We start from the raw sequence: 22,597 nt of genomic DNA, 5'->3' as shown, positions 1-22,597 counted from the left end.
ACCTCAGGGGCCCAGCGCCTCGAAGTCCACCCAGCCGAAGTCGGCCGTCGCCGGCTTGTCGGTGGCGCTCTGCGCGAACAGGCCCAGGTAGACGCCGGTGAAGCCGGTGGCCGTCTCGGTCGACAGCCGGTGCGTCGGGATGCTGCACAGCAGTTGCCACGCCTTGGCGTCGCCAACTGGCCGCCAGGCCAGTTCGTAGCGCTGCGGGTCCGCCCTCACCTGCAACTGCAAAGCGCCGGCCGGCGCGGGGGCCGAGCCCAGCACACGCGGCTCGCCGGCCGTCCGCAGGACGCACTCCACGCGCCGCTGCTCCCCTGCGCCGGTCACGCGCAGCAACGCGTGGTGGGATTCGTTCATGCGCAGCGCCAACCCGGCCGCGTCCCCAGCGTCGGCAGGGCTGAAATCCACCTCGGTCGCGAAGCGCTGGTTCAGGTGTTCCTGCCGCCGGCCGACGAAGGCGGGCGTGCCGATCGTGTCCAACCCGTTGCGCGCGCCGATCAGGCGCAACTGGCCCGGCCGCGCCGTCAACGACCACTTGCCGGCGGCCAGCGTGCGCAGGAAGGTCCAGTGCAGAGGCAGCTTGCGGTCGGCCGCGAAGGTCTCGCGCACGGCGGGCTGCGGCCAGGGCTGCCAGCCCGGCAGCCCCGTGGTGGGCTGCAGCGGCTCGAGCACACCGCCCTGCCCGAACTCCGGCCATCCGTCCTCACGCCAGCGCACCGGCGCCAGCAGCGTCTCGCGCCCGATGTGGTGATGACGACCACCCTCGGCCTGCTGCGGACGGATGGCCAGCAGCGTCGCCCACCAGTCGCCCTTGGGTGTCATCACCAGGTCGGCATGGCCCAGCGCCTGCAGGGGGCTGTCGGGCTTGTTGCGATGGGTCAGCACCGGGTTGTTCGGATGCGCCTCGAACGGCCCCCACGGCGAGTGCGACCTGGCCATCGTGATGCGATGGTCATAGGACGTACCCCCTTCCGCAATCATCAGGTAGTACCAGCCGTCACGCTTGTACAGATGCGGCCCCTCGGGCCATATGCCGCCCATGCCGCTCCACACCAGGCGCGGCTCCTCCAGCAACTTGCCGGCCTTCAGGTCCACCCGCGCCTGGTAGACGCCACCGTTGCGGCCGCCGCCGTGGCGGGTGTAGTAGACCGTGCCGTCGTCGTCGAAGAAGAACGACGGGTCCATGCCGAACACCGATTCCTGCAGGAGAACGGGGTCGGACCATTCGCCCGCCGGATCGGACGCCGTGATGAAGAAGTTGCCGATGCCGCCCACGTCCGTCGTGACGATGTAGAACCGGCCCGCCTCGCAGCGGATCGTCGGCGCGAAGATGGCCTGCGAGCTCTTGCGGCCGACGAAGCTCAGCTGGCTCTCGCGCGACAGCGCATTGCCCACCAGCCGCCAGTGCACCAGGTCGCGGCTGTGATAGACCGGCAGCCCGGGCAAGTACTCGAAGGTGCTGGTGACGAGATAGAAATCGTTGCCCGAGCGGCAGACGCTGGGGTCGGACGCGAATCCGCTGACCACCGGGTTCTCGAACGTGGCCGGCATCGCGCCCGGCTCGGCCGCTGGTGCCGCGGCGGACTGCGTCTGTGCCAGGACACCTGGCACGAAGAACGCCATGACGGCGAAACAAGCAGCACTCGCACGGTGCCGGAAGAACTGATTCACTCGCACTCCAATGGTATGTTTACCAAAGCAAATGGTATCGCTATCATTTTTTGACTGATCTAGGGCATACCCGGTGCTGCCACAGCGCAGGAGACGAGCCTCTCGGTTGCTGCGGTGTCCATGCGGGCATGCCTCTGCGCGTCCTGACGTCTGCGCGCCCACACTCGCATCAGCGCGGCCTGGTGCCCGACGGGCCTGCTCCTACCCCTGCAGTCACCCGCACCCGGAACCCATGCCGGACTCCTTGCGGGACAGCACAAGGCCACTGCAGAACGGCCGACCTTCCATGCGCCGCAACGCGCGGCAACGCAAGACCTAGCACCGCGCAGACCGTCAATCGGTTTGGGGATGCTCCGGTCGAGTGATCGCTCCTCTAATCGCCGCCGAGGCAACTCACCTTGTCTACGCAGTGCGCGCCTAGCGGCTCACGCGCACCGGCCTGCCAGAGGCCCGATGCCGCCGATGTTCGTTGACCGAGGAGGTCGAGATGGCAGAGATGGTAATTCCCGGCACCTATATCGAGGAACGCACGGAGGGACTGATCTCGGCGGGCGGCGTCACGACCGGCGTCGTCGGCGTCATCGGCACGGCGAGCTCGGGGCCGATCGGCGTCCCGGTCACGCTGGCGTCGCTGTCCGATGCCAACGACCTGTTTGGCGCGCCCGACCGGTTCAACGTACCCAGCGATGGCAGCAACCCGTTGACGCTGACCCGCGCGCTGCAACTGGTCTACGGCAACGGCGCCTCGACGGTGATTGCCGTGCGCGTCGCCAGCGCCCGCGCCGCCGCCGCGCAGTACGCGCTCAAGGACGCAGCCGACCATACCGTCGCCGTGCTGACCGCCGCCACGCCGGGCACCTGGGGCAACAACATCCAGGTCGCCGTCACCGACGCCAAGACGCCCGCGCGCATCACCGGCGAACGCCAGACCAGCGGCTTCTCCGCGCTGAAGTACCACAGCGTGCAGCCCGGGCCGCAGAACCGCCTGCAGGTCGTGCGCGGCGACACGCGGCGCGTCGACAACTTCGACATCGACTACAAATACGTCACCCGCGACGAGACCGTCGCGAAGAACGGCAGCGGCACCTTCCAGCTCGCCAACGCGCCTGCCGCCGTCGTTGCCGCGATCAACTCGATCGTCGTGCGCGACGGCAACGGCGCACCGGTGAGAGCCTACGGCGCCAACACGCCCGCCGGCGTCACGCCCGGCACCATCATCTACGACATCGCAGCGACGCCGGGCGTCGGTGAAGTCCGCCTCAACGCCACCACCGGCGAGCTGACCTTCGAGGCCACACAGGTGCCGGCCGCCGGCCAGAGCGTCGTCGCGACCTACGGCGTGGACCACGCGCCACCGGCCGCTGGCCACGTGCTGATCACGGTCTGGAACGGCCAGCTCGACTTTGCCGCCGGCGAGGGCCCGCGCGCCGTGGCCGGCGACGTCCTCAGCGCCAGCTACTCGGTCGAGCCGGCCGACAGCGTGCAGGTGAACCTCAGCTGGGGCCAGGTCAAGGAGAGCTATGTCGTGCCCGACGGCAACTCGCTGGCCACGATGGCCGCGGCATCGGCGCTGGTCAGCGTCGCCGCCGACGCCGGCTTCGGCAACGCGCGCCCCGCCACCGGCGTCAGTGCCTATTTCGGTACCGGCAGCAATCTGGGCGGTGCCGACGGTGCCGATGCCGGCACGGACGAATATGCCGCCGGCCTGGACGCGATCTCCAACCAGCTCGTCAACATCGTCGTGCTGGCCGGCCAGGACGCGGCGGGCATGGGCTCCACCCTTGTCGACCACCTGCTGGCCACCGAGCAGGTCGACCTCGAACGCATCGGCGTCATCGGCGCGCCGGGCAGCACGGTCGCCGACTTCCTGGGCCACAAGATGGCCGAGGCGCGCGTCGTGCTGGCCGCGCCCGGCATCCGCCAGCCCGACGGCACGGTGCTGCCGCCCGCCTACACCGCAGCCGCGGTGGCCGGCATGATCGCCTCGCTGCCGGTGCAGACCAGCTTGACCAACAAGGTCATCAACGTGCCCGACCTGACGCTGTACGCCAACCGCGGCCAACAGGCGCAGCTCATCGAGCGCAACGTGCTGATGCTGATCAACAAGGAAGGCATCCGCGCGCTGAAGGGTGTCACGACCGAGGGCGTCGGCGAGCCCTTCTCCTCGATCCCGACGCGGCGCATCGTCGACTACGCCAAGTACGGCGTCCGCTCGGCCGCCAACCCCTACATCGGCCGGCTCAACAACGCCCGCGTGCGCACCGCGCTGAAGGCCACGCTGGACGCCTTCCTGACCGGCATGGTGCAGGACGAGGCGCTGACCGGCTACACGCTGGACGTCAGCGCCACGCGCGCCCAGGAGATCGCCGGCCAGGTGAGCGTGGTCATGACCATCCAGCCGACCTTCAGCATCGACTACATCCGGGTCGTCATGACCCTGCAATGAACTGACACGGGAGCATCACCATGGCCAACACCGATGTCCTGCGCGCGATCGACGCGGTCCTGGTGCTCGGCGTCGAGGACACCTCGACGCCCGAGGGCAAGGCCGCCGACGCGCTGGTCTCGCAGTACGACCTGTCCAACGTCGTCGGCCGGCTGACCAACGTCGCCATCGGCATCAGCAGCGACGTGCAACCCTTCTACGAGATCGGCAACCGCTATCCCACCCACCTGCGTCCGGGCATCGTGCGCGTGAACGGCTCGGCCGAGCGCGCCCACGTCAACGGCGCGCTGCTGCGCCTGCTCCTCGGCGACGGTGCCGTCAGCCCGCCCAGCGGGCCGGCCTTCGTGCAGCCGTCGTTCAACCTGATCTCGACGCTGCGCGACCCCAACCATCCGACGCAGTCCAGCAAGATCACGCTGTTCGGCGTCAAGTTCGACCGCTGGAACTACACCATCCCGAGCGACACCTTCGTCATGGAAGCGGTCAGCTTCCAGGCGATGCGCGTGGCCTACGAGGAAACCTGAACCGCCCGAGGCCCGAGCCATGAACAGCCTTCCGCGCCACGCGGACGCCGACATGCCGGCCTCCGCGCCGCTGCTGACGCCGCAGGAACTGCTGGCCGGCAGCCAGCTGCAGCACGACGTCGAGATCCCCGCGGCTGTGCTGCGCCCGGGGCAGACCGACGACACCAGCTCCACTCGCCGCGTCGTGCGGCTGCGCCCGCTGAAGGTCGCCACGCTGGCACTGATATCGCGCGCCGCGCAGGACGACGCCGCGCTGGTGCCGCTGCTGATGATCAAGGAGTCGCTCGTCGAGCCCCAGCTGAGCTTTGACGAGATCCGCGGCCTGCACGCCGGGCTGGTGCAGTTCCTCGTCGCCGCGGTGCACCGCATCTCGGGCCTGCAGGCCGACGGCGAAGCCGTTCGCGCTGCCACCGACTCGGCCATCGGCGAGGCGCACCTGCGGCTGGCGCGCCACTACGGCTGGACGCCGTCGCAGGTGGCCGAATTGACGCCGGGCCAGATGGCGGTCTACCTGTCCGCCCTGCCCGGCCCGGGCGTGCAACCGTGAACACCGCTATCGGCTGGAACCCGGCAGCGCCTGCGGCCGCGTTGCGGCGCTTGCAGGCGCAACTGCTGCACCCAGGCGCGCTGGCGTGGTTCGAGCAGCTCGTGCCGGAAGGCAGCGATCCCTGGGCCCGCTTCGAGTCGCTGATCACCGCGGCGATGTCGGGAACCCCGGTGGACACGCCGCGCGCCGCGTCCACGCCGGCCACGCCCTACGCGCCACGCCACGCCTGGCCATCGCCGCTTCCCACCGCCAGCAAGCTGGCACCCACGCGGGCCGCGCCCTCGCCGGCGTCGGCAGCGCCGCTCCTCCTGCAGCCAGGCACCCGCAGCGCGGCGAGCGCGTCGCCACCGCCCGCCTTCCCGGCGCTTCGCACCGTCCGCGCCGGCACCTTGGCCGAGGCTGCGCCTCCAGTGCAAGCGACCACGGCCGATCGCCCGGCACCCATCGCCGCGGCTGCAACGGGCGCCACCGCCAGCCCGCAGCACGAGCCTGCCCTGCCCACGGGTCCAGGCACCGAGCCCGGACCACGGCCCAGCGCGCTCCGACAAACGCTGTCATCCACGCCGGCCGTCCCCCTGCGCAACGCGTCGATGCCTGCGGCGACGATGACTTCACCAGCGCCATCTGCCCGCGTCATCGGCTGGCCACGGGCGCACCAGCAGGCGCCGGACGGCGAACTGCCGGCCGAGCCGAAACGCACCCGTGTCGTCGAGGGGCTGCCCGCGCTGCGTCAACTGATGCAGACCGCCGTCGCGCAAAGCCAGCAGCCCGCCGCCGCGACGCAGCCGCCGGACATCGCGACGCTCACGCCGCCTTCCGCGCTCTCGCCCGCCCTGGCAGAGCCGTCCGCCGCGCCGGCCGCGTCACGCGCGGCCGCCACCGCCGACCCGATGGCCGAAGAAGTCCTCGTCGACCGCGTCATCGACCGCCTCGACGAACGCCTGCGCGAGATGAGCATCCGCCACCTCGGCTTCACCGGAGGGCTGGGCACATGAACGCAGCGCGGGGCCGCCCCAAGCAAGCTCGCTCCCGCCTGGCGGGACAGGCCGCAGGCCGAAGGGTGCAACCATGAGCCTCGAGATCGCCGGCGTGGTGGTGGACAAGCTCGTCAGCATCGACATCCGCGAGGGCGCGCGCTTCGTGCGCCACGCCGTGCCCGGCCAGGAGGGCGACGCCACACAGGCCCTGGGCCGCCCCAGCGTGCAGATCCTGCTGCGCGGCATCTTCTACGGCGACACCGCCGCCGACGACATGAAGACGCTGCGCGACCACCTGCTGAGCCGCGAGCCGGTGGACTTCCTCTGCGAGATCACCGGCCAGGGCTATTTCTCGCAGGTGCTGGTCGAGCGGCTGGACGTCGGCCAGCGCGCCGGCCGGCTCGACGAGTTCGACTTCGAGTGCGCGCTGTGCGAGTACGTCCCGCCGCCCCCGCCGCCGGCCAGCAGCCCGTTCGGCGACCTGGACGCCGGCCTGCTGACCGAGGCCGCCGGCGCGATGGACGACATGCAGTCGGCCCTGGCCGCGGTGTCCAGCCTCGGCGACCTGCTCTCCGGCGCGTCCGACTTCGGCAACCCGACGACCCGCCTGCCCGGCATGCTGGACAGCTTCAGCGGCGCCACCGGCAACGCCGCCGGCACGCTGTCGGCCATCGGAGGCCTGCTGTGACCGGCGCCACCGCCAGCCTGCCCGACCTGCACGCCGCGCAGGACGCCGCCACGAACGCGCAGACGGGACTGACCGGCTTCGTCCACACGGCCACATCGCTGGCCAGCGGCGGCGCCGACTCGCCGCTGCACGGCGTCGCGCAGGCGCTGGGCGGCCTGCAGGGTGCGCTCGACATCGACGTCAGCGGCCTGACGCAGCGCCTGCCCGGCGCGCTGACCACCATTCAAAATGCGCTGCCGGCCGACGCGCTGCGCTTCGTCGAGGAGCTGGACCAGGGCTACCAGCAGCTCAGCGACTTCCTGACGAACAGCCCGCTGATCCAGCAGATCCACCCCGGCGACAGCCTGGAGCAGACCGCGCTCGCGCTGGTCGAGCAGGTGCTGGCGCAGTTCAGCACCAAGCTGACCGTGCTGGGAAGCTCGCTGATCGACGCCGACACGCTGGCGCGCGTCACCGAGGCGCTGACGCTGCTGGAGCAGCTGGCCAGTGGCGGCCCTGCGCCAGCGGCCGGCGAACTGCTGGAGTTCCTGGGCCGCAACCTCATCGGCGTCGAGCACGACCTGCTGGCCGCGGCCACTGCCCATCTCGGCGGCGCGCTGGCCTTCGCCGAGCCGCTGAGCGCCGCATCGCTGGAGACCGCCATCGGCGCGGCGCGTGACGCACTGCTGACCGCCTTCAGCGCGCTGGCCACGGCCATGCGCAATTTCGACGCCGCCGACGCTGCCGCCTACCCCGCACTGGAAGCGCTACTGCAGGCCTGGAGCGCCGCGCTGGACGCTGCCTTCGCCGCTGTCGAGGCCGCCTGCACGGCGCTGACCGCCGTGGTCGGCGCGCCCGCCTGGGACTCGCTGTTCTCGGCCTACGCCACGGTGCTGGCCGCCATCCCGCTCGACGAAGTGCCCACCATCGACGACGCCGTCGACGCGATGGCCGGCATGCTGGAGTCGCTGCTGGCGCGGCTCCGCATGAGCCTGTCGCCCGAGGAGCTGGCCGGCCAGGTCACGCGCGTGGCCACCAGCCTGCACGACCTGTTCGCCGACTCCGGGCCGGCCCAGGTGCGGCAGATCATCATCGACTTCATCGGCCGCATCCAGGCGGCCATCGAGTCGGTGCCGACCGAGGAGGTGCGCCAGGCCGTCAGCGGCATGCTGGCGCGCGTCAAGCAGGAGCTGGACGCGCTCGGCATCACCGAGGTCCGCGCCGACATCGAGGCCGGCTTCCAGCACGCGCACGACTTCATCGACCAGAACATCGGCAACGACCTGCTCGGCGGCCTGCAGACGGCACTGGCCGACGCACTGGCCCAGTTCAACAACATTCCCATCGCCGAGCTGGGCGAGACCATCGCCGGCGCCGTCCAGCAGGTCGGTTCGCTGATCGACCAACTGGCCGGCGAGCTGTCTTCGGGGCTGGACGAGCTGAAGGCACTGCTCGCGCAACTGGACGGCCTGAGCTTCCAGCCGGTGGCCGATGAAGTCATCGACGAGATCGACGCGCTGAAGGCCAAGCTCGCGGCCATCAACCCGAACTCGCTGTCCGACGTCGAGAAGGTGGCGCTGCAGGCCGGCCTGGCCATCCTGCGTGCGGTCGACCTGGAGTCGATGATCGACAACCAGCTCAAGAGCGGATTCAAGACCATCGACGACCAGCTTACGCAGGGCGTGCAGACCGTGCTGGACGCCTGGCTGCAGTTCCGCCAGCGCATCGGCGGCTTCGACGGCGGCGCGCTGGTGGCGCCGGTCAATGCGCTGCTGGACCAGGTCGGCGGCGCCGTGCAGGGCATCAACGGCACACTGGTGCTCGCGCCGCTGAACCAGCTCGTCGACCAGCTACTGGCCCAGGCCAACCGCCTCTCGCCTGGCGCGTTGCTGGACCCGCTGAAGGCGCCCTACGCGCAGATGATGGCCACCATCAACCGCGCCAACCCCGACGTCTGGGTCGAGCCGCTGCGGCTGCTGAAGACCGAGATCGACAAGCTCGTCGACCTCATCGATATCACGCCGCTGCTGACCACGCTGGAAACCAAGGAGCGCGAACTCTTTGCCCAGGCGCGCCAGGGCCTGGCAGACGCGCTGGATGCCATCCACCTGCCCGCGCCGCTGGACGGCTTCTTCGACACGATGAAGACGCTGGTGCTGGGCATCGCCGACGCCATCTTCGGTGACCCGGACACCGCCATCCGCCAGTTCAGCAGCGGCCTGGCCGGCCACCTCAAGCCCAGCACGCTGTTCCAGCCGCTGGACCTCGCCTTCGACAAGCTCGTCGGCGCCGTCGACACGCTGCCCGAGGACCAGTTGCTCGCGGCGCTCGACGGCCTGCGCACCGGCATCGGCATCGCGCTGCCCGCACTGAACCCGGCCGGCGTGCTGGCGGTGCTGCGCCAGGCGCAGGGGCGGCTGGGCGCGCTCTCGCCGACCGCGCTGGCCGGCGTTGTCGCGCTGCCGGCGCTGAGCGTCCAACTGAACGCGAAGCTCGACCTCACCGCCGGCAACGAAGCGCTGAAGGTCTCGCTGCGCGCCAAGCTCAGCGCGGTCATCGCGCCCATCGACATCAGCGCCGGCAGCGCCTCACGCCTGCAGGGCCTGATCACCGCACAAGCGGCGCTGTCCGCCGCACTGCGCCAGCGCATCAACGGCCTGGACACTAGCGGTGCGCAGGCCGCCTGGGCGCGGCTGGATGCCAACTTGTCGCGCCTGCTGCCCGACTTCCTGCGCCAGCCGCAGCCGCTGACGATGGCCGATGTGCGCGCCGGCCTCGCCGCGCTGCGCCCGTCCACCAAGGCGCGCCGCATCGACCTCGCGGTGGACCGTTTCCTGGCCGACCTGACACCACTGCAGACGGCGCTGGACGGCTCCATCAACGGCTTCTTCACCGAGATCCGCAACGCTGCGCTGCTACTGCACCCGGCCGGCCTTCAGGACGCCGTGGCCGGCGTCTACACGGCGCTGCGCACCAAGCTCGACGTGTTGGACCCCGACTCGCTGGCCGCCGAACTGCGCACGTCGGTGTGGGACCCGCTGACCGACCCGCTCAAGGCCATCGACCCGGCCGCCATCCAGGTGCAGCTCGACGCGCTGTTCCACCAGCTCATCGACAAGCTCGGCAGCGCCGTGCGCGGCCTGATCGACCAGCTGAAGACGGCCATCGACGCCTTCCTCGCCCAGATCCGCGCGGCGCTGACCCAGGTGCTGGACGCGCTGAAGGCGCAGTTCGAGCAGATCCTGCAGGACGTGACCGCGCTGCTGGCCAAGCTGGACCAGCTCATCGTCGACGACCTGTTCCACCGCCTGCTGACGCTGCTGGCCAACCTGGAGACCAGCTTCAACCAACAGCTCGACCGCGTGCGGCACGAGTTCGACGCGATGCTGGACGCGATTCCGCTCGGGTCGTCCAGCGCAGCGGTTGCGGCATGAGGGGCCCGGCGATGCAACCCGCGCTGCAACAGCTCCAGGCCTTCACCGCCGGCCGCCAGGCGGGCAGCGAGACCCAGCTTGACGCAGCAGGCCTGCCGCTGCGGGTGCGCGCAGGTGCGGGTTTGAGTGCCTATGGCTGGACGGGCGGCGAGCTGACCCACATTACCGAGCCCGACGGCACCCGCTTCGACTACCGCTACGGCAGCGACGGCCGGCTGCTGGAGCTGTTGCGCAACGGCGCGACGCAGGCGAGCTACCGCTACGACGCCGCCGGGCGGCTCACCGCCATCGACCGCGAGGCCAACCCGCTGGCGCACGACTACGACGCGCAAGGCCGGCTCCGGCGCACGCGCCGCGGCGATGCCGGCAGCTGGCTCTACCGCTGGGACGGCCAGCGCGTCGTCGAGGCGCGCAGCGAACGCGAGGCCAGCCGCTTCGAGCACGACGAAAGTGGCCGGCTCGTCGGCATCACGCAGACGGTCGATGGCGTGCCGCTGTCGCTGCGCCAGCACTTCGACACCGCGGGGCGCCTTGAGGCCATCGACTTCCCCGAGTGGGATCAGCGCATCGCCTTCGGCTGGAACGCCCGCAACCGGCCCGCGTCGGTGCGCTGGAACGGCCGGCCCGTCGTGCGACTCGGCAGCGACGACACCCGGCGCCTGAGCTGGCTGCAGGGGGCCGACGGCCGGCGCGCCGTGACCTGGCACGACCCCGGCAGCGGCCGCCCGGTGCGGCAGTGGTTCGGCCACCGCCGCCAGCCGCTGCGCGAGACCCAGCTGGTACGCGACGAGCAGTTCCGCCTCGTCCGCGAAGGCGAGCGCCGCTACCGCTACGACGCGCAGGGCCGGCTTGCCGAGGCCGATAGCTGCGCCTACCACTACGACGCGGGCGGCAACGTCGCCGTCGATGCAGCCCTGCACCTCGACCGCCACGGCAACATCACCAGCGTGCAGCGTGCCGGCGAGGAGCGCGTCTACCGCTACAACGGCGCCCACGAGCTGACGTCGGTACTCGTCAACGGCGAGTGCGTCGCGCACTTCACCTACGACCACAAGGGCCGGCTGGTGCTGAAGTCCGGCCCCGCCGGCACCGAACGCTACGTCTACGGCCCCGACGACGCGCTGCTGGCCGTGGCCGACGGCCACGGCCGACCGCTGCTCATCGTGCTGCGCCTGCCGACTGGCATCGTCGGAGTCGTGGACTTCCGCCACGACTCCGACGGCCAGACACAGACGCTGCTGTGCGACCACGGCGGCAACCTCGTGCATACCGACGCGCCACTGCGCTATTCCCCCTTCGGTCTGCCCGAGGCCGACGGCGAGTTGCATATCTTCCGCGGCCGCTTCTGGCACGCCGAGCTGGGCCTTTACCGCATCGGCAGCCGCTGGTACGACCCGCTTCTCGCCCGCTTCCTGACGCCCGACAGCCACACCGGCGCGCCCGACGACGCGCGCCTCGTGAACCCCTTCGTGCCGGCCGTGCAGCAGCGCATGGCACGCGCCCGCTGCCTGGGTGAGTGGCTGCGCGAGCCGGCGCTGCGCAACCGCCACGCCTACTGCGCCAACGACCCGGTCAACCGCTTCGACCCCAACGGCCACTGGAGCTTCGGCGGCGTACTGCTGTCGCTGCTGGGCGTGCTGTGGACGCTGCCGAACACCGCCTTCGGGCTGGCCGTCGAGGTGACCTGCCTGATCGGCGAAGTCGTGCGCTGGCTGGTCTACGCCGTCACGCTGGGCCACGTCAGTTGGCAGACGCCGGGCTTCGACGTCGCCTCGTCCAGCCGGCTGGACGCCTTCGCGCTGGTCTTCAAGGGCGGCTGGATCGGCTCCTTCGAGAGCCTGCTGGGCATCACCTTCGGCAACGTCATCTTCGTCAACGGCGAGTACGAGCAGCACCCGGCCTTCCAGGCGCTGCCCGACCCGGTCTCGCCGCCGGCCTACAACGGCACGGTCACCATCCCCAAGGCCCAGGCGCTCTACGAGCACGAGCTGCGCCACGTGAACCAGTACAGCTGGTGGGGGCCGTTCTTCCACCTCGGCCTGCCGCTGTTCGGCATCTACGAGTGGGACGTGATCCTGAACGGCTACCAGGACGCGAGCCTCGAAAAAGACGCACGCGAGCACGGAGGTTTTTGAGATGCGACAGCCCCTCGCCCAGTCTCGCCTCGCTGAACGCGGGCGCGCCCGGTCGGTCCCCCGAGGGGACGGCGATGCTCGCGGCATTGAGCCCCTCGCACATCGCCAGAGCGGGCCGGTTTGGGAGCGGCCCGGCGCTCGGCCCACGGGTTTCGCGCGCCGCAGAAGCGGCGGACACGCCATGGATTGCTGAGATGGCTGCGTCCTCGCCCCGCTTCTCTTTCACCGCCGGCAGCCTCGGCGCCGACAGCGATTCGCCCGCGTCTGCGCCGGTGCGCTTCGTCGTCGAGCGCAGCCTGGACGTGCCCATCGACTGCCTGCGCGTGGACCTCGGCGCCAGCGGTGGCGCGGCTGTCGGCGACGACGTCACGCTGGATCTGGGCGTGGGCGACGCCGGCCTGGAGCGCGTGTTCACCGGCAGCGTCGCCGAGCTGCGCCCGCGGCTGGGCGGCTGCCGGCTGTTCTGCGTCGGCATGATGCTGGCACTGGTGGACCTGCGCGTCGCGTCGTTCTACCAGGAGACCAGCGCCGGCGACGTCGTGCGCGACCTGCTCGGCCAGGCCGCGCTGGACGCTGGCGACATCAGCGACGGCGTCACGCTGCCGCGCTACGCCGTCGAGCGACGCGTCGGCGCGCACGCGCAGTTGCGCCGGCTGGCCGAGCGACTGGGCTTTTCCCTGTTCGCCGACCGGCAGGGCAAGGTCCATTTCAAGGGCCTGGGCGCGGCGGCGGCACTGGGTAGTGGTGGCATCGGCGGCGCGCTGGCCGGTGCGGCGTCATCGCTGCTGGAGGGCGGCACGACAACGCTGGAGTACGGCAAGCATCTGCTCGCCGCCGAGGGCAGCCTGCGGCCACCGCTGGCGCGCACCATCGTCGTCGGCGGCGAGAGCCCGACGTCAGGCCAGGGCGAGGACAAGAGTTTCTGGCTGACGGCCAAGGACAGCGACTACGAGGACTCCGCCGGTAGCGGCGACGACTGGCTCATCACCGACACCGCCGCACGCACCAAGGACATGGCGGGCCGCTTCGCCGCCGGCTACGCGGCCAGCTTCGGCCGTCGCACGACGGCCGTGCGCGCCAGCGTGCTGGGCAACGCCACGCTGGAGCTGGGCGACGCCTGGGGGCTGTCCGGCGCGCCGGAGGAGGGGCTCAACCGCAGCGGCATGGTCGCCGGGCTGCGCCACCGCTTCGGCGCGCAAGAGGGGTTTGTCACCGACCTGGTGCTGGCCGTCGAGGAGGCGTCGTCATGATGAACGACTGGCTCGACCTGATCCGCCGCACGGTGCGCGAGGAGCTGGCACTGCACCGCGGGCCGCAGCTCGCCACCGTAACGGCGATGACCGCACACGAGAGCGACGACGACACGGCCAACTACGAATGCGACGTGCGCCTCAAGCACGACGGGCTGGAATTGGCCAAGGTGCCGATCTCGACGACGCACATCGGCGCGGCCGTGCCGCCACGCGTGGGCGACCTGGTGCTCGTCAGCTTCCTGGACCACGACATCCAGCAACCGCTGGTCACCGGCCGCTTCTACAACGACGGCGACGGCGCCCGTGCGCCGCTGTTCAAGGCCGACGACGTGCTGTTCGAGCAGCGCCTGTCCGACGGCAAGCTCAACCACCTGCGCCTGGCCGCAGACGGCAGCATCTTCATCCAGCGCGACGTGACCAAGCCCGAGGACAACAGCGAGTTCAAGGCCGGCATCCGCATCGATCCGGAAGGGTTGATCGAGCTGAAGTCGGGCGACGACTTCGTGCTCACCATCGACCCGGGCGGCAAGGTGTCCATCCTGTCCAAGGACAAGGACATCGAATTCACCTGCCAGACGCTGACGGTCGACGGCGACGTGCACATGAAGAAGAAGCTCACCGTCGACGACGACGCCACGCTCAGCAGCGGCCACACCGTGAAGGCCGCGGGCATCACGATCACCGGCACGGACATCTCGGGGTAGCGGCCATGGCGAACATCACGCTCAAAGGCACGCTGAACCTGATGGGCAACCTCACGTTCAAGGGCGACAAGCTGCTCGTCGGCACGGCCGAGGCGCTGGTGCAGGTGACCGGAGGCGATCCCTCGCAGGGTGTCGCCCCACCGGTCATCCTGCCGCCGCCGCCGGCCAGCCCCATTGCACCGCAGCCGGACGTCTGGATCATCAACAGCTTCAACCTGACGGTGAAGCAGAAGACCAAGGCCATCGTCGCGCTGGGCATGGCGATGCAGGGCGTGGCCGGCGCGCCGTGGCCCGGCATGGTGCTGCCCAGCAGCGTCAATTCGGGCGTGACGATCAACCACATCCCGATCAACGTCGTCGGCGACCAGGCGGTGATCTTTCCGTCCGGCGGTTCGGCCTCGTTCACGAGCAGCGGCCAGTCATGAGCGACGTCACCCTCGCCATCACCGCCCCCACGCACGGCAGCGTGCTGACCGCGCCGGTGGCGCTGCGCGGCACGGCCACCGGCAACACGGCTGGGCTGTTCTTCAAATGGTTCTCATCGCTGAACGCGAACGCCAACGCGACCCACCCGGAGCTGCTGCCCACCGACTACACGGCCGCCTCGCTCGCCGGCAGCCTGACCGCGCTGGCCGAGTTCGGCACCCACACCGTCGTGCTCGCCGCGACCGACCAGCTCGGCATCGACCTGCCGTCGATCAAGGCCGTCAAGCGCGCCGCGCTGGCGGGCGGCGCGCCCCCTGCCTCGCCCGCGCCGTGCGTCGTACACCAGCTCGCCGGATCGACGCTGCGTACGCCGGCCACCGCCGGCGCGTCGCTGTCCAAGGCCGGCGCCACCATCGAATTCCTCGCGCCCGGCAACTGGACCGACGCCGGCTACCGCCAGCTCAACGGCGTCGGCCTGCACCTGCACCTGGCCCCGGTCAGCGGCGCCACGGCGGCCAACAGCGCCGACGTGCCGCTGGACCTGCCCGCCCTGCCCGTCTTCACCGCGGACAACAAGGTCTGGCTGCGCTACGCCGGCCCGCTACCCGGCAATCTCGGCACCGGCGCCCACGTGCTGTCGCTGGTGGCCACCGCGGGCACCGGCTCGCTGACCGTGACGCGGCAGATCAACCTGACGGCATAAGACCATGGCCACCGTCCTCGACCGCTCCAGGCTCTACGGCATCGACCTCGCGCTGCGCGACGGTGCCGGTGGCGCCGACCTGTCGCTGGTCGGCCCGGTCGGCCTGTACGGCGACATCGCGCTGGCCGCCGGCAACGACGACATCGTGCAGGCGCTGGCGCTGCGGCTGCGCGTGCGCGTCGGCGAGCTGGCGCTGCTGGGCTGGCCCGACTACGGCTCGCGGCTGCACGAGCTGATCGGCGAGCCCGACCTGCCGCGCACACGGCTGAAGGCGCAAGCCTTCGCGCGCGCCGCCATCGAGGCCGACCCGCGCGTCGCCAAGGTCGACGCGGTCGAGATCGTCAGCATCCCCGGCGAGCGGCAGATCCTGCGGCTGAGCATGGACGTGCACCTGATCACCGAGCAGCGGCCGCTGAACCTGGTGTTCGACCTCGCCCTGAGCGGCACGGAGGCCTTGCCATGATCGACGTCGGCACCCCCTTCTCGCGCAGTTTCGAGTCGCTGATCAACTCGCTGCAGACCAGCCTGGAGCTGGGCGTCGAGCAGCCCGCGACGCTGGACATCCTCTTCCAGGCCAGCACCAGCGCCTACCAGATCCGCGGCGCCGGCCCGGTCAGCGGCCTGGCCGCGCAGATCACCGGCTTTGTCGCCGGCAAGCCGGCCATATTCAATCTCAACCAGCACTACCGCTACGCCGTGGGCCAGCTGGTGTGGCAGCCGCTGGACACCTCCGACCCGTCGCTGAAGGCTGGCTGGTTCCCCGACGACAACTCGCGGCTGACGGTCGGCTACCTCTACCGCGACCTGCCCTCCGGCATCACCGACTTCAACGCCGGTAGCGTCGCCGGCACGCTGGTGCGCGCGGTGTCGCGCGAGCTCAAGCTGCTGTACGAGCAGATGGACGAGGCCTACCGCCGCGCCTTCATCGACTACGCACAAGGCCCGGCGCTGGACAACGTCGTCGCGCTGCTGAACGTGTCGCGCAACCAGGCGCTGCCGGCGCACGGCGACGTCACGTTCACGCTGAAGAAGCCGCCGCGCATCGACGTCGTCATCCCGCTCGGCACACGCGTCGCCGACGCGCGCGGCCGGCTGTTCAAGGTCACGGCAGCCGGCGTGATCCCCGCGCAGCTGGTCGAGACCATCACGCCGGCCGCCAGCGTGCTGCACGCGACGCAGGTGATCGGCAGCCTCGTCAATGTGCGCGCCAAGGGCAGCACAGCCAACCTGGCCACGCAGGACACCGCGGCGGGCAAGCCCTTCGGCGACGACGGCATGACTGTCACGCTGGCCAGCGCCCCGCCCGCCGGGGCCACGCTGCTGCTGACCTACCTGGCCAAGGTACCGACGACCACGGTGCCCGTCATCGCGCTGGACACCGGCCCCGAGGGCAACCTCGGTTCCGGCAGCCTCACCGTCATGCCCACGCCGCCACGCGGCCTGGACGGCGGCGTGACCAACCTCGAGCCGCTGACCGGCGGCCAGGCCGCCGAGGCCGACGAGGCGCTTCGCGAGCGCGCCAAGCACGCGCTGGAGACGGCCGGCAATGCAACGCTGAACGCAATCCGCTTCGCCGTGCTCAGCATCGACGGCGTCGACAGCGTCGAGGTGCGCGACTTCTCCATCGACCCGGCCATCCCGTTGGGCGAGGTCTGGGTGCGCTTCGCCACCGGCGAGGCTGACCTGCTCGGCAAGGTCCAGGATGCCGTCGACCAGACCCGCTCGGCCGGCATCAAGGCGCGCGTGACCCAGGTGTCGACGGTGACCGTCTCCGGCGTGCTATGCGTCATCCCCGACACCATCGGCGCCGGTGCGGCGGCCTACGCGGCCTACCAGCAGGCCGTCGTCGACGCCATCGCTGCCTTAGGCATCGGCGAGGCGGTGTCGCCGCGCAAGCTGGGCTCGCTGGCGTTCCGCATCGCTGGCCTGGCCGACATCGGCGAGGCGCAGCTGGACTTCCAGCGCCTGGCCGCGCCGCTGCAGCCCATCGCCAGCGACCCCTTCCTGATCACCCCCGACGAGCAGGCCCGGCCCGATTCGGGCGCCATCGAGGTGGTACCCCTGGATTCGTTGCTGCCCAGCGCAGCCCAGCTGACCGGCGGCACGGCGCTGACCTGCACGCTGGCGCTGCGCAACGACGCCGAGGTTCCGGTGGCCATGCGCCACTACCAGCTCGCGCTGCGGGCCACGATACGCGGCAAGCCATCGGCCACGCCCAACCAGCCGCTGCAGCAGGTCGCCCAGGTCAGCGGCACGGCGCTGTTCAACGGCGCTGCGACGGCCAGCGCCACTTTCGACGCCGTGACCATCCCGGGCCTCGCGACGCTCGACGCCGCATCGCTGGAAGTGCTGATCGAAGCCGCCGCCTACCCTGGCATGCGCGGCGGCACCGCGTTGCTGGCGCAGGCCTGACGGAGACGAGCCGCCATGTCCTTCAAGACCGACCGCCTCGTCGCCCTCTTCCCCGAGGCCTACGCCGCACGGGAAGGCGCGTCGCTGCTGCACACGGTGCTCGACGCGCTGGGCAACGAGCTGATGGCGGGCGACGCGGCAGTCAAGAAGCTGCTGAAGTCGCACTGGATCGACTACGCCGAGGGCGGCGGGCTGGACGGACTGGCGGCGCTGCTGGGCGTCACACGCCGTCTGCTGCCCAACGGCCAGCCGGAAAGCGACGACACCTTCCGCCCGCTGGTGCGCGCCACCGTGTCGTCCTTCCAGGGCGGCGGCACCGTCGAGGGCATCAAGGGCGCGGTGCGCGCGGCGCTGGGCCTGCCCTACGACCTGAAGCTGTTCGGCCAGCAGTTGGCCCGCAACAGCGCCAACACGGCCGCCATCGACACGCTCATCGCGCGGCTGGCCGCGCTGGTCAAGGTCGAGGAGTTCGCGCCAAAGACCGATGTGATGCTGGGCAGCGCGGCGCCGACGGCGGCTGGCAGCCAGGTCACGCTGAACCTCGCCGTCAGCACCATCGAGGCGACACCGCCGCGCATCGAATGGACCTTCACGTCCAACGCCCGCCAGCTGAGCCTGACCCAGTTGGACAGCGGCGAGAGCGTCGTCGCGGAGCCCGACTTCACCGTGCCGCGCGGTGCGACGCTGCTGCTGGAAGGAAGCACGGCGGCTGACTTCTCCGCGTCCATCGGATCGACCGATGTGACGAGCCACTTCACCCGCCTCGGCGGCGGCGCGCCGCAGCTGCCCCTGGTGCCGCCGGGCGTCTCGCGCTGGTCCTTCGCTGCCGGGCGCGGCGCGGCGTTCGACGAGGACGCGTTCGACACCGGCCAGACCTTCGACGCGGCGGCCTTCTCGGTGCGCATGCAGTGGCTGCGGCTGCAGCCACTGGTGTTCGACGTCATCGTGCCCTTCTTCACCGACGCCGCCGTGGCCCGCGCGCTGGCCGGCAGCGGCTACGAAAACCGCTTCAAGGTCTTCCAGGGCCTGTCGCACGACGCGATGCAGAAAGTTGTCGACCGCGCCCGCGCCGCCGGCGTGCGCGGCATGGTGCAGTACGCGATCTCGCTGCCCGGCGAGTCCAGCGAGGCCATTCCCTGGGACGACCAGGCCGCCATCGAGACCTTCTCCGGCCGGCTCGACCACGCGATCACGGAGACCCAGGACGCCGACGAAAGCCTCAACGCCGGCGCGCTCGACAGCGAGGTCGAGGTGCACGACAGCAGCGAGCACTTCGCCATCGGCGGCGTGTTCAACGTGGCCGTGTTCGACGGCGCCTTCGGATTTCAATAGGAGCTCCCCATGATTGAAACCCTCGACATGCAAGGCCAGGTACGGTTGCTGCTGCACGCGGCGGACGGCTCGCTGCTGCTGGACCGGATGCACCGCAACCGCATCGTGCGTTCGGGCCGTGAGCTGGTGGCCCAGCATTTTGCGGGCGTCGCCGGCGCGCCGCCCAACATCGTCAGCCACATGGGCGTGGGCACCGGCGGCACGGCGGCCAGCGACGACGACGTGGCCCTGGTGGCCGAGCGCGCGCGCAACGCCGTCGCCACGCCGACCTACAGCGCCATCGTCGATGCCGGCGGCATCAAGCGCGTCAAGGTCAGCCTGCAGACCGTGTTCGACTTCGGCGAAGCCAATGGTGCCGACCCGCTGCGCGAGGCCGGCATCTTCACGGCCTCGGCGGCGGGCACCATGTACAACCGGGTCGTCTTCGACGCGGTGACCAAGGTCAACACCTTCAAGCTGACGCTGATCTGGGACATCGTGTTCTAGGGTCTGCTAACGCCATGGCAACGAACCGCATTGAATCCAGAAACGCCGCGAGCCAGGCGCAAACCGCAGCCGGGTTGCGCGCCTGGCGAGGGTGTGCAACGTCGCGCGCGGCCTTTCTGGATTCAACCCTTCGGGAAGGCCGCCCGCCAGGGGCCACCCCGCGTTACACCGTTTGCCCGCACGCGAGTGCGGGCGGCACGCTGCGCCTTGATTGGCCCCTGGCGGGCGGCCTTTGCGGCTCATTGCCCTGGCGTTAGCAGACCCTGGAGACATTCATGGCCTTCACCCCCGACCAACCCAGCCCCAAGAGCCCCGGCGATGCCATCCGCTCCAAGGACTGGAACGACCTGATCACCGAGACCCAGCGGCTGGACACGGCCAAGGTCAACCGCGCCGGCGACGCGATCACGGGCAACCTGTCCATCGCCGGCGCGCTGGCCATCGGCAAGGCGGCCGCAGCTGGCGCGGCCAAGCTGGACATCGCCGGCGACGTCAGCCTCAACGACAACAGCGTCTGGCTGCGCGGCATCGGCGACCCCAACCACGGCCTGGCCTGGCGCGGCACCGGCAAGCTCTTCGCTGGCGTCAACGTCGACGGCCCGGTGCTGTGGGGCAACAACGGTGGCGCCCTGGGCAGCCACATCAACGGCAGCGGCGGCACCGACAACATCGCGCTGGGCTGGGACAACGCCGGCCGCGTGCGTGTCAACGTCCCCAGCACCGACATGCGGTTCGACATCGGCGGCCGCCTGCGGCTGCGCCAGATGACCGAGAGCAGCGCCGGCCTGTGGCTGCAGCAGACCGCACCGGGCAACGACCGCGCCTTCATCGGCATGATGGACGACAACAACGTCGGCTTCTGGGGCAACACCGGCATCGGCTGGGGCTTGACGATGAACACGACGACCGGCGACGTGGCGCACATCCGCAACATCACGTCGCCGCGCTTTCGGTCGACGACGCTGATGTTCACCCGCGCCGGCCCCTTGCCGCTGTCGACCTCGTTCACCAGCAACGGCGGCACGCTGCTGATCCTGTCCTCGGGCAGCGCCTTTCGCAGCAGTGCAGGGCGCATCGGCTTCTTCGTTCAGATCGACGGCATCAACCGCTTCGTGGCGCTGGGCTTCACCAACGAGAGTGGCAGTCACAAGACAGTCCCGCCGATCTTCACGACGTTGACCGGCCTGGCCGCCGGCACGCACAGCTTCGCGCTGGCGCCGGTCGACGGAAACACGCAGAGCGACTTCAACGACTTCTTCAATGTCGTGGTGCTGGAGCTGCCGTTCTGACGACAGGCGTTCGCTGAAACCGCTCCAGCTGACGGGTTTGATTCAAGGAGCTGACATGTACGTTTTCATCGACAAGAAGTCGAAGGCCCTGCTCCACGTGGCCAATGCCTCGCCGGGCGACGAGCGCGAGCCGTCGGCCTTCTTCGACAAGTACGACCCCCAGACGATGGAAGTCGGCCGCGCCATCGACCAGTTCGTGCCGGCAAAGTTCGCGATCAAGAAGGGCATCGTCGTTGACCTGGACGCCCCCCCCGCCGAGACGCTGGATCAGGCGCGCGCCCGCAAGCTCGACGAGATCAAGCTGCAGGCGCTGACACAGCGCGGGGCCATCGCGCCAGACTACCAGTTGCTGAACGCCGGCCTGGGAATCTATGACGACGACCGCGTGCAGCAACTGCGCAACACCGTCAACGCATTCCGCGCAGAAGCCGAACGGCTGGAGGCACTGGTCGCCAAGGCCAAGACCGTCGCCGACGTGGACGCGGTCACGGCCAAGTTCCCGACCGCGCTGGTGACGGCCAAGCCAGCGCCCAAGTCCCGATCCAAGAGTGGTTGAACAGGAGACACCATCCATGTCCGAACTGGAGCCCCGGCTGCGCCAGCGCCTCGAGGCGCTGCGAGCCGAATACGCCAAGGGCCAGCAGACGCTGCAGGAGCTGGAGAGCCAGATCACCAGCGTGCGCGCAACGCTGTTGCGCATCAGCGGCGCCGTGCAGGTGCTGCAGGAGGCGCTGGGCGACGAGCCCGAGCAGCCACCACAGTGGCCCACGTCATGAGCTGAGGCCGCCATGCTGCTCGCGCTCGAGACCGCCATCACCGCGCTGCTGCAGGGCAGCTTCCCGGCGCTGTTCAGCGGGGCCGGCGCGGTGCAGATCGCCTTCGACCACATCAGCTGGCAGCTCGACCCCAGCTCGCAGGACCCGGTGGCCGGCGAACCCGGACCGCTCGACGCGCAGGACGCGCTGGCCTTCGACCCAGCCCACCCGAACGGCCCGTTCACGTTGACGCGCCCGCCCTACCCCGGCCCCAGGCGCGTCTACCTGCGCTCGCCGTCGGGCGAGCTGGTGGCGCTCTCGCCTGCCGAGCTGAGCTGGGACGCGGCCGACCCGGCGAAGTTCACCTTCACGCCGCGGCCGGGCCGCCTGCTGGCCGTCTTCAATCAGCTGCAGGTGCTCTACGGCGTCGTCGCCGCCGGCACGCAGTTGAAAGTGCAGTACCAGGCCGCGCTGACGCTCACCGGCAGCACCGCGGCGCAAGCCGAGCAGGCCTTGTCGCTGTCGTTGGCTGCACTGGCGCTGAACCGAGACGCGCTGCGCAGCGGTGCGGCCTACCAGTTCGCGGCCGGCGGCTATCAGGTTGCCGGTACGCTGAAGACGCTGGGCTTCGCGAGCGGCACGACCACCGGCAACAGCCACGGCATCCTGCTTGCTGCCGAGCTCAACCTGCTGGTACAGCGGCTGCTCGGCGACAACGAAGGCAAGCCCATCACGCAGGTGTTGACGCCCGGCCGCCCCGACCTGGCCGGCGGCGGCCGCCGCGTCGACATCGATCCGATCGTGCAGGCTTGAACACGCCTGGAGCATGAGGGCCC

The 22,597-nt window shown here is 70.4% G+C and carries 20 protein-coding genes; 19 read left to right on the top strand and 1 reads right to left on the bottom strand.

Going from position 1 to position 22,597, the window contains the following annotated elements:
• Positions 1-3: 3 nt before the first annotated feature.
• On the bottom strand, positions 4-1,671 hold the full coding sequence (locus ACG04R_RS20675) for a glycoside hydrolase family 43 protein (RefSeq protein WP_394415320.1): 1,668 nt from the start codon (positions 1,669-1,671) through the stop codon (positions 4-6).
• Between the two features lie 487 nt (positions 1,672-2,158).
• Between ACG04R_RS20675 and ACG04R_RS20670 the strand changes: the two genes are divergently transcribed.
• The 19 genes from ACG04R_RS20670 to ACG04R_RS20580 all read left to right on the top strand — a co-directional run bounded on the left by ACG04R_RS20670 (position 2,159) and on the right by ACG04R_RS20580 (position 22,574).
• A complete protein-coding gene (locus tag ACG04R_RS20670; RefSeq protein WP_394415317.1) occupies positions 2,159-4,117 on the top strand; it encodes a phage tail sheath C-terminal domain-containing protein in 1,959 nt (652 codons plus the stop codon).
• 20 nt (positions 4,118-4,137) lie between these two features.
• Positions 4,138-4,641 (top strand): hypothetical protein, encoded by a 504-nt coding sequence (locus ACG04R_RS20665; protein WP_394415314.1) that lies wholly within the window; start codon positions 4,138-4,140, stop codon positions 4,639-4,641.
• Between the two features lie 19 nt (positions 4,642-4,660).
• Positions 4,661-5,188: a hypothetical protein gene (locus tag ACG04R_RS20660; RefSeq protein WP_394415311.1), complete on the top strand. Its 528-nt coding sequence runs from the start codon at positions 4,661-4,663 to the stop codon at positions 5,186-5,188.
• Positions 5,185-6,183: a hypothetical protein gene (locus ACG04R_RS20655; RefSeq protein ID WP_394415308.1), complete on the top strand. Its 999-nt coding sequence runs from the start codon at positions 5,185-5,187 to the stop codon at positions 6,181-6,183. Before ACG04R_RS20660 ends, ACG04R_RS20655 begins: the two co-directional genes overlap by 4 nt.
• Before the next feature lie 73 nt (positions 6,184-6,256).
• Positions 6,257-6,853 carry a DNA circularization N-terminal domain-containing protein gene (locus ACG04R_RS20650; protein ID WP_394415305.1) on the top strand — a complete coding sequence of 199 codons (597 nt, stop codon included), beginning with the start codon at positions 6,257-6,259 and terminating at the stop codon, positions 6,851-6,853.
• Positions 6,850-10,266, top strand: coding sequence for a hypothetical protein (locus ACG04R_RS20645; RefSeq protein WP_394415302.1), 3,417 nt, complete (start codon positions 6,850-6,852; stop codon positions 10,264-10,266). The genes ACG04R_RS20650 and ACG04R_RS20645 overlap by 4 nt, the downstream gene beginning before the upstream one ends.
• Positions 10,267-10,277: 11 nt before the next feature.
• Complete coding sequence (locus tag ACG04R_RS20640) at positions 10,278-12,401, top strand: RHS repeat domain-containing protein (RefSeq protein WP_394415299.1); 2,124 nt, start codon at positions 10,278-10,280, stop codon at positions 12,399-12,401.
• A gap of 194 nt (positions 12,402-12,595) precedes the next feature.
• The gene (locus ACG04R_RS20635) at positions 12,596-13,651 is read left to right on the top strand and encodes a hypothetical protein (RefSeq protein ID WP_394415296.1); all 1,056 of its coding nucleotides are present in this window, start codon (positions 12,596-12,598) and stop codon (positions 13,649-13,651) included.
• On the top strand, positions 13,648-14,358 hold the full coding sequence (locus ACG04R_RS20630; protein ID WP_394415293.1) for a type VI secretion system Vgr family protein: 711 nt from the start codon (positions 13,648-13,650) through the stop codon (positions 14,356-14,358). The genes ACG04R_RS20635 and ACG04R_RS20630 overlap by 4 nt, the downstream gene beginning before the upstream one ends.
• A 5-nt stretch (positions 14,359-14,363) precedes the next feature.
• Positions 14,364-14,783, top strand: a complete 420-nt coding sequence (locus ACG04R_RS20625; RefSeq protein ID WP_394415290.1) for a hypothetical protein — start codon at positions 14,364-14,366, stop codon at positions 14,781-14,783.
• A complete protein-coding gene (locus ACG04R_RS20620; RefSeq protein ID WP_394415287.1) occupies positions 14,780-15,487 on the top strand; it encodes a hypothetical protein in 708 nt (235 codons plus the stop codon). The genes ACG04R_RS20625 and ACG04R_RS20620 overlap by 4 nt, the downstream gene beginning before the upstream one ends.
• 4 nt (positions 15,488-15,491) lie before the next feature.
• A complete protein-coding gene (locus ACG04R_RS20615) occupies positions 15,492-15,950 on the top strand; it encodes a GPW/gp25 family protein (RefSeq protein ID WP_394415285.1) in 459 nt (152 codons plus the stop codon).
• Entirely contained in the window at positions 15,947-17,899 is a 1,953-nt protein-coding gene (locus ACG04R_RS20610; RefSeq protein ID WP_394415282.1) for a baseplate J/gp47 family protein, read from the top strand. The genes ACG04R_RS20615 and ACG04R_RS20610 overlap by 4 nt, the downstream gene beginning before the upstream one ends.
• 15 nt (positions 17,900-17,914) lie before the next feature.
• Complete coding sequence (locus tag ACG04R_RS20605; RefSeq protein WP_394415280.1) at positions 17,915-19,231, top strand: hypothetical protein; 1,317 nt, start codon at positions 17,915-17,917, stop codon at positions 19,229-19,231.
• A 9-nt stretch (positions 19,232-19,240) separates the two neighbouring features.
• A complete protein-coding gene (locus ACG04R_RS20600) occupies positions 19,241-19,717 on the top strand; it encodes a hypothetical protein (RefSeq protein WP_394415278.1) in 477 nt (158 codons plus the stop codon).
• A 275-nt stretch (positions 19,718-19,992) separates the two neighbouring features.
• Positions 19,993-21,006 carry a hypothetical protein gene (locus ACG04R_RS20595; protein ID WP_394415275.1) on the top strand — a complete coding sequence of 338 codons (1,014 nt, stop codon included), beginning with the start codon at positions 19,993-19,995 and terminating at the stop codon, positions 21,004-21,006.
• A 55-nt stretch (positions 21,007-21,061) separates the two neighbouring features.
• Positions 21,062-21,562 (top strand): hypothetical protein, encoded by a 501-nt coding sequence (locus ACG04R_RS20590; RefSeq protein ID WP_394415273.1) that lies wholly within the window; start codon positions 21,062-21,064, stop codon positions 21,560-21,562.
• Positions 21,563-21,578: 16 nt separating this feature from the next.
• Positions 21,579-21,782, top strand: a complete 204-nt coding sequence (locus ACG04R_RS20585) for a hypothetical protein (protein WP_394415271.1) — start codon at positions 21,579-21,581, stop codon at positions 21,780-21,782.
• Between the two features lie 12 nt (positions 21,783-21,794).
• Positions 21,795-22,574: a hypothetical protein gene (locus tag ACG04R_RS20580; protein ID WP_394415269.1), complete on the top strand. Its 780-nt coding sequence runs from the start codon at positions 21,795-21,797 to the stop codon at positions 22,572-22,574.
• Positions 22,575-22,597 lie beyond the last annotated feature (23 nt).

Origin of the sequence: Pelomonas candidula, assembly GCF_043555985.1 — a bacterium.
GTDB classification, from domain to species: domain Bacteria; phylum Pseudomonadota; class Gammaproteobacteria; order Burkholderiales; family Burkholderiaceae_C; genus Pelomonas; species Pelomonas candidula.
This window is presented reverse-complemented; position numbering and strand designations above follow the sequence as displayed.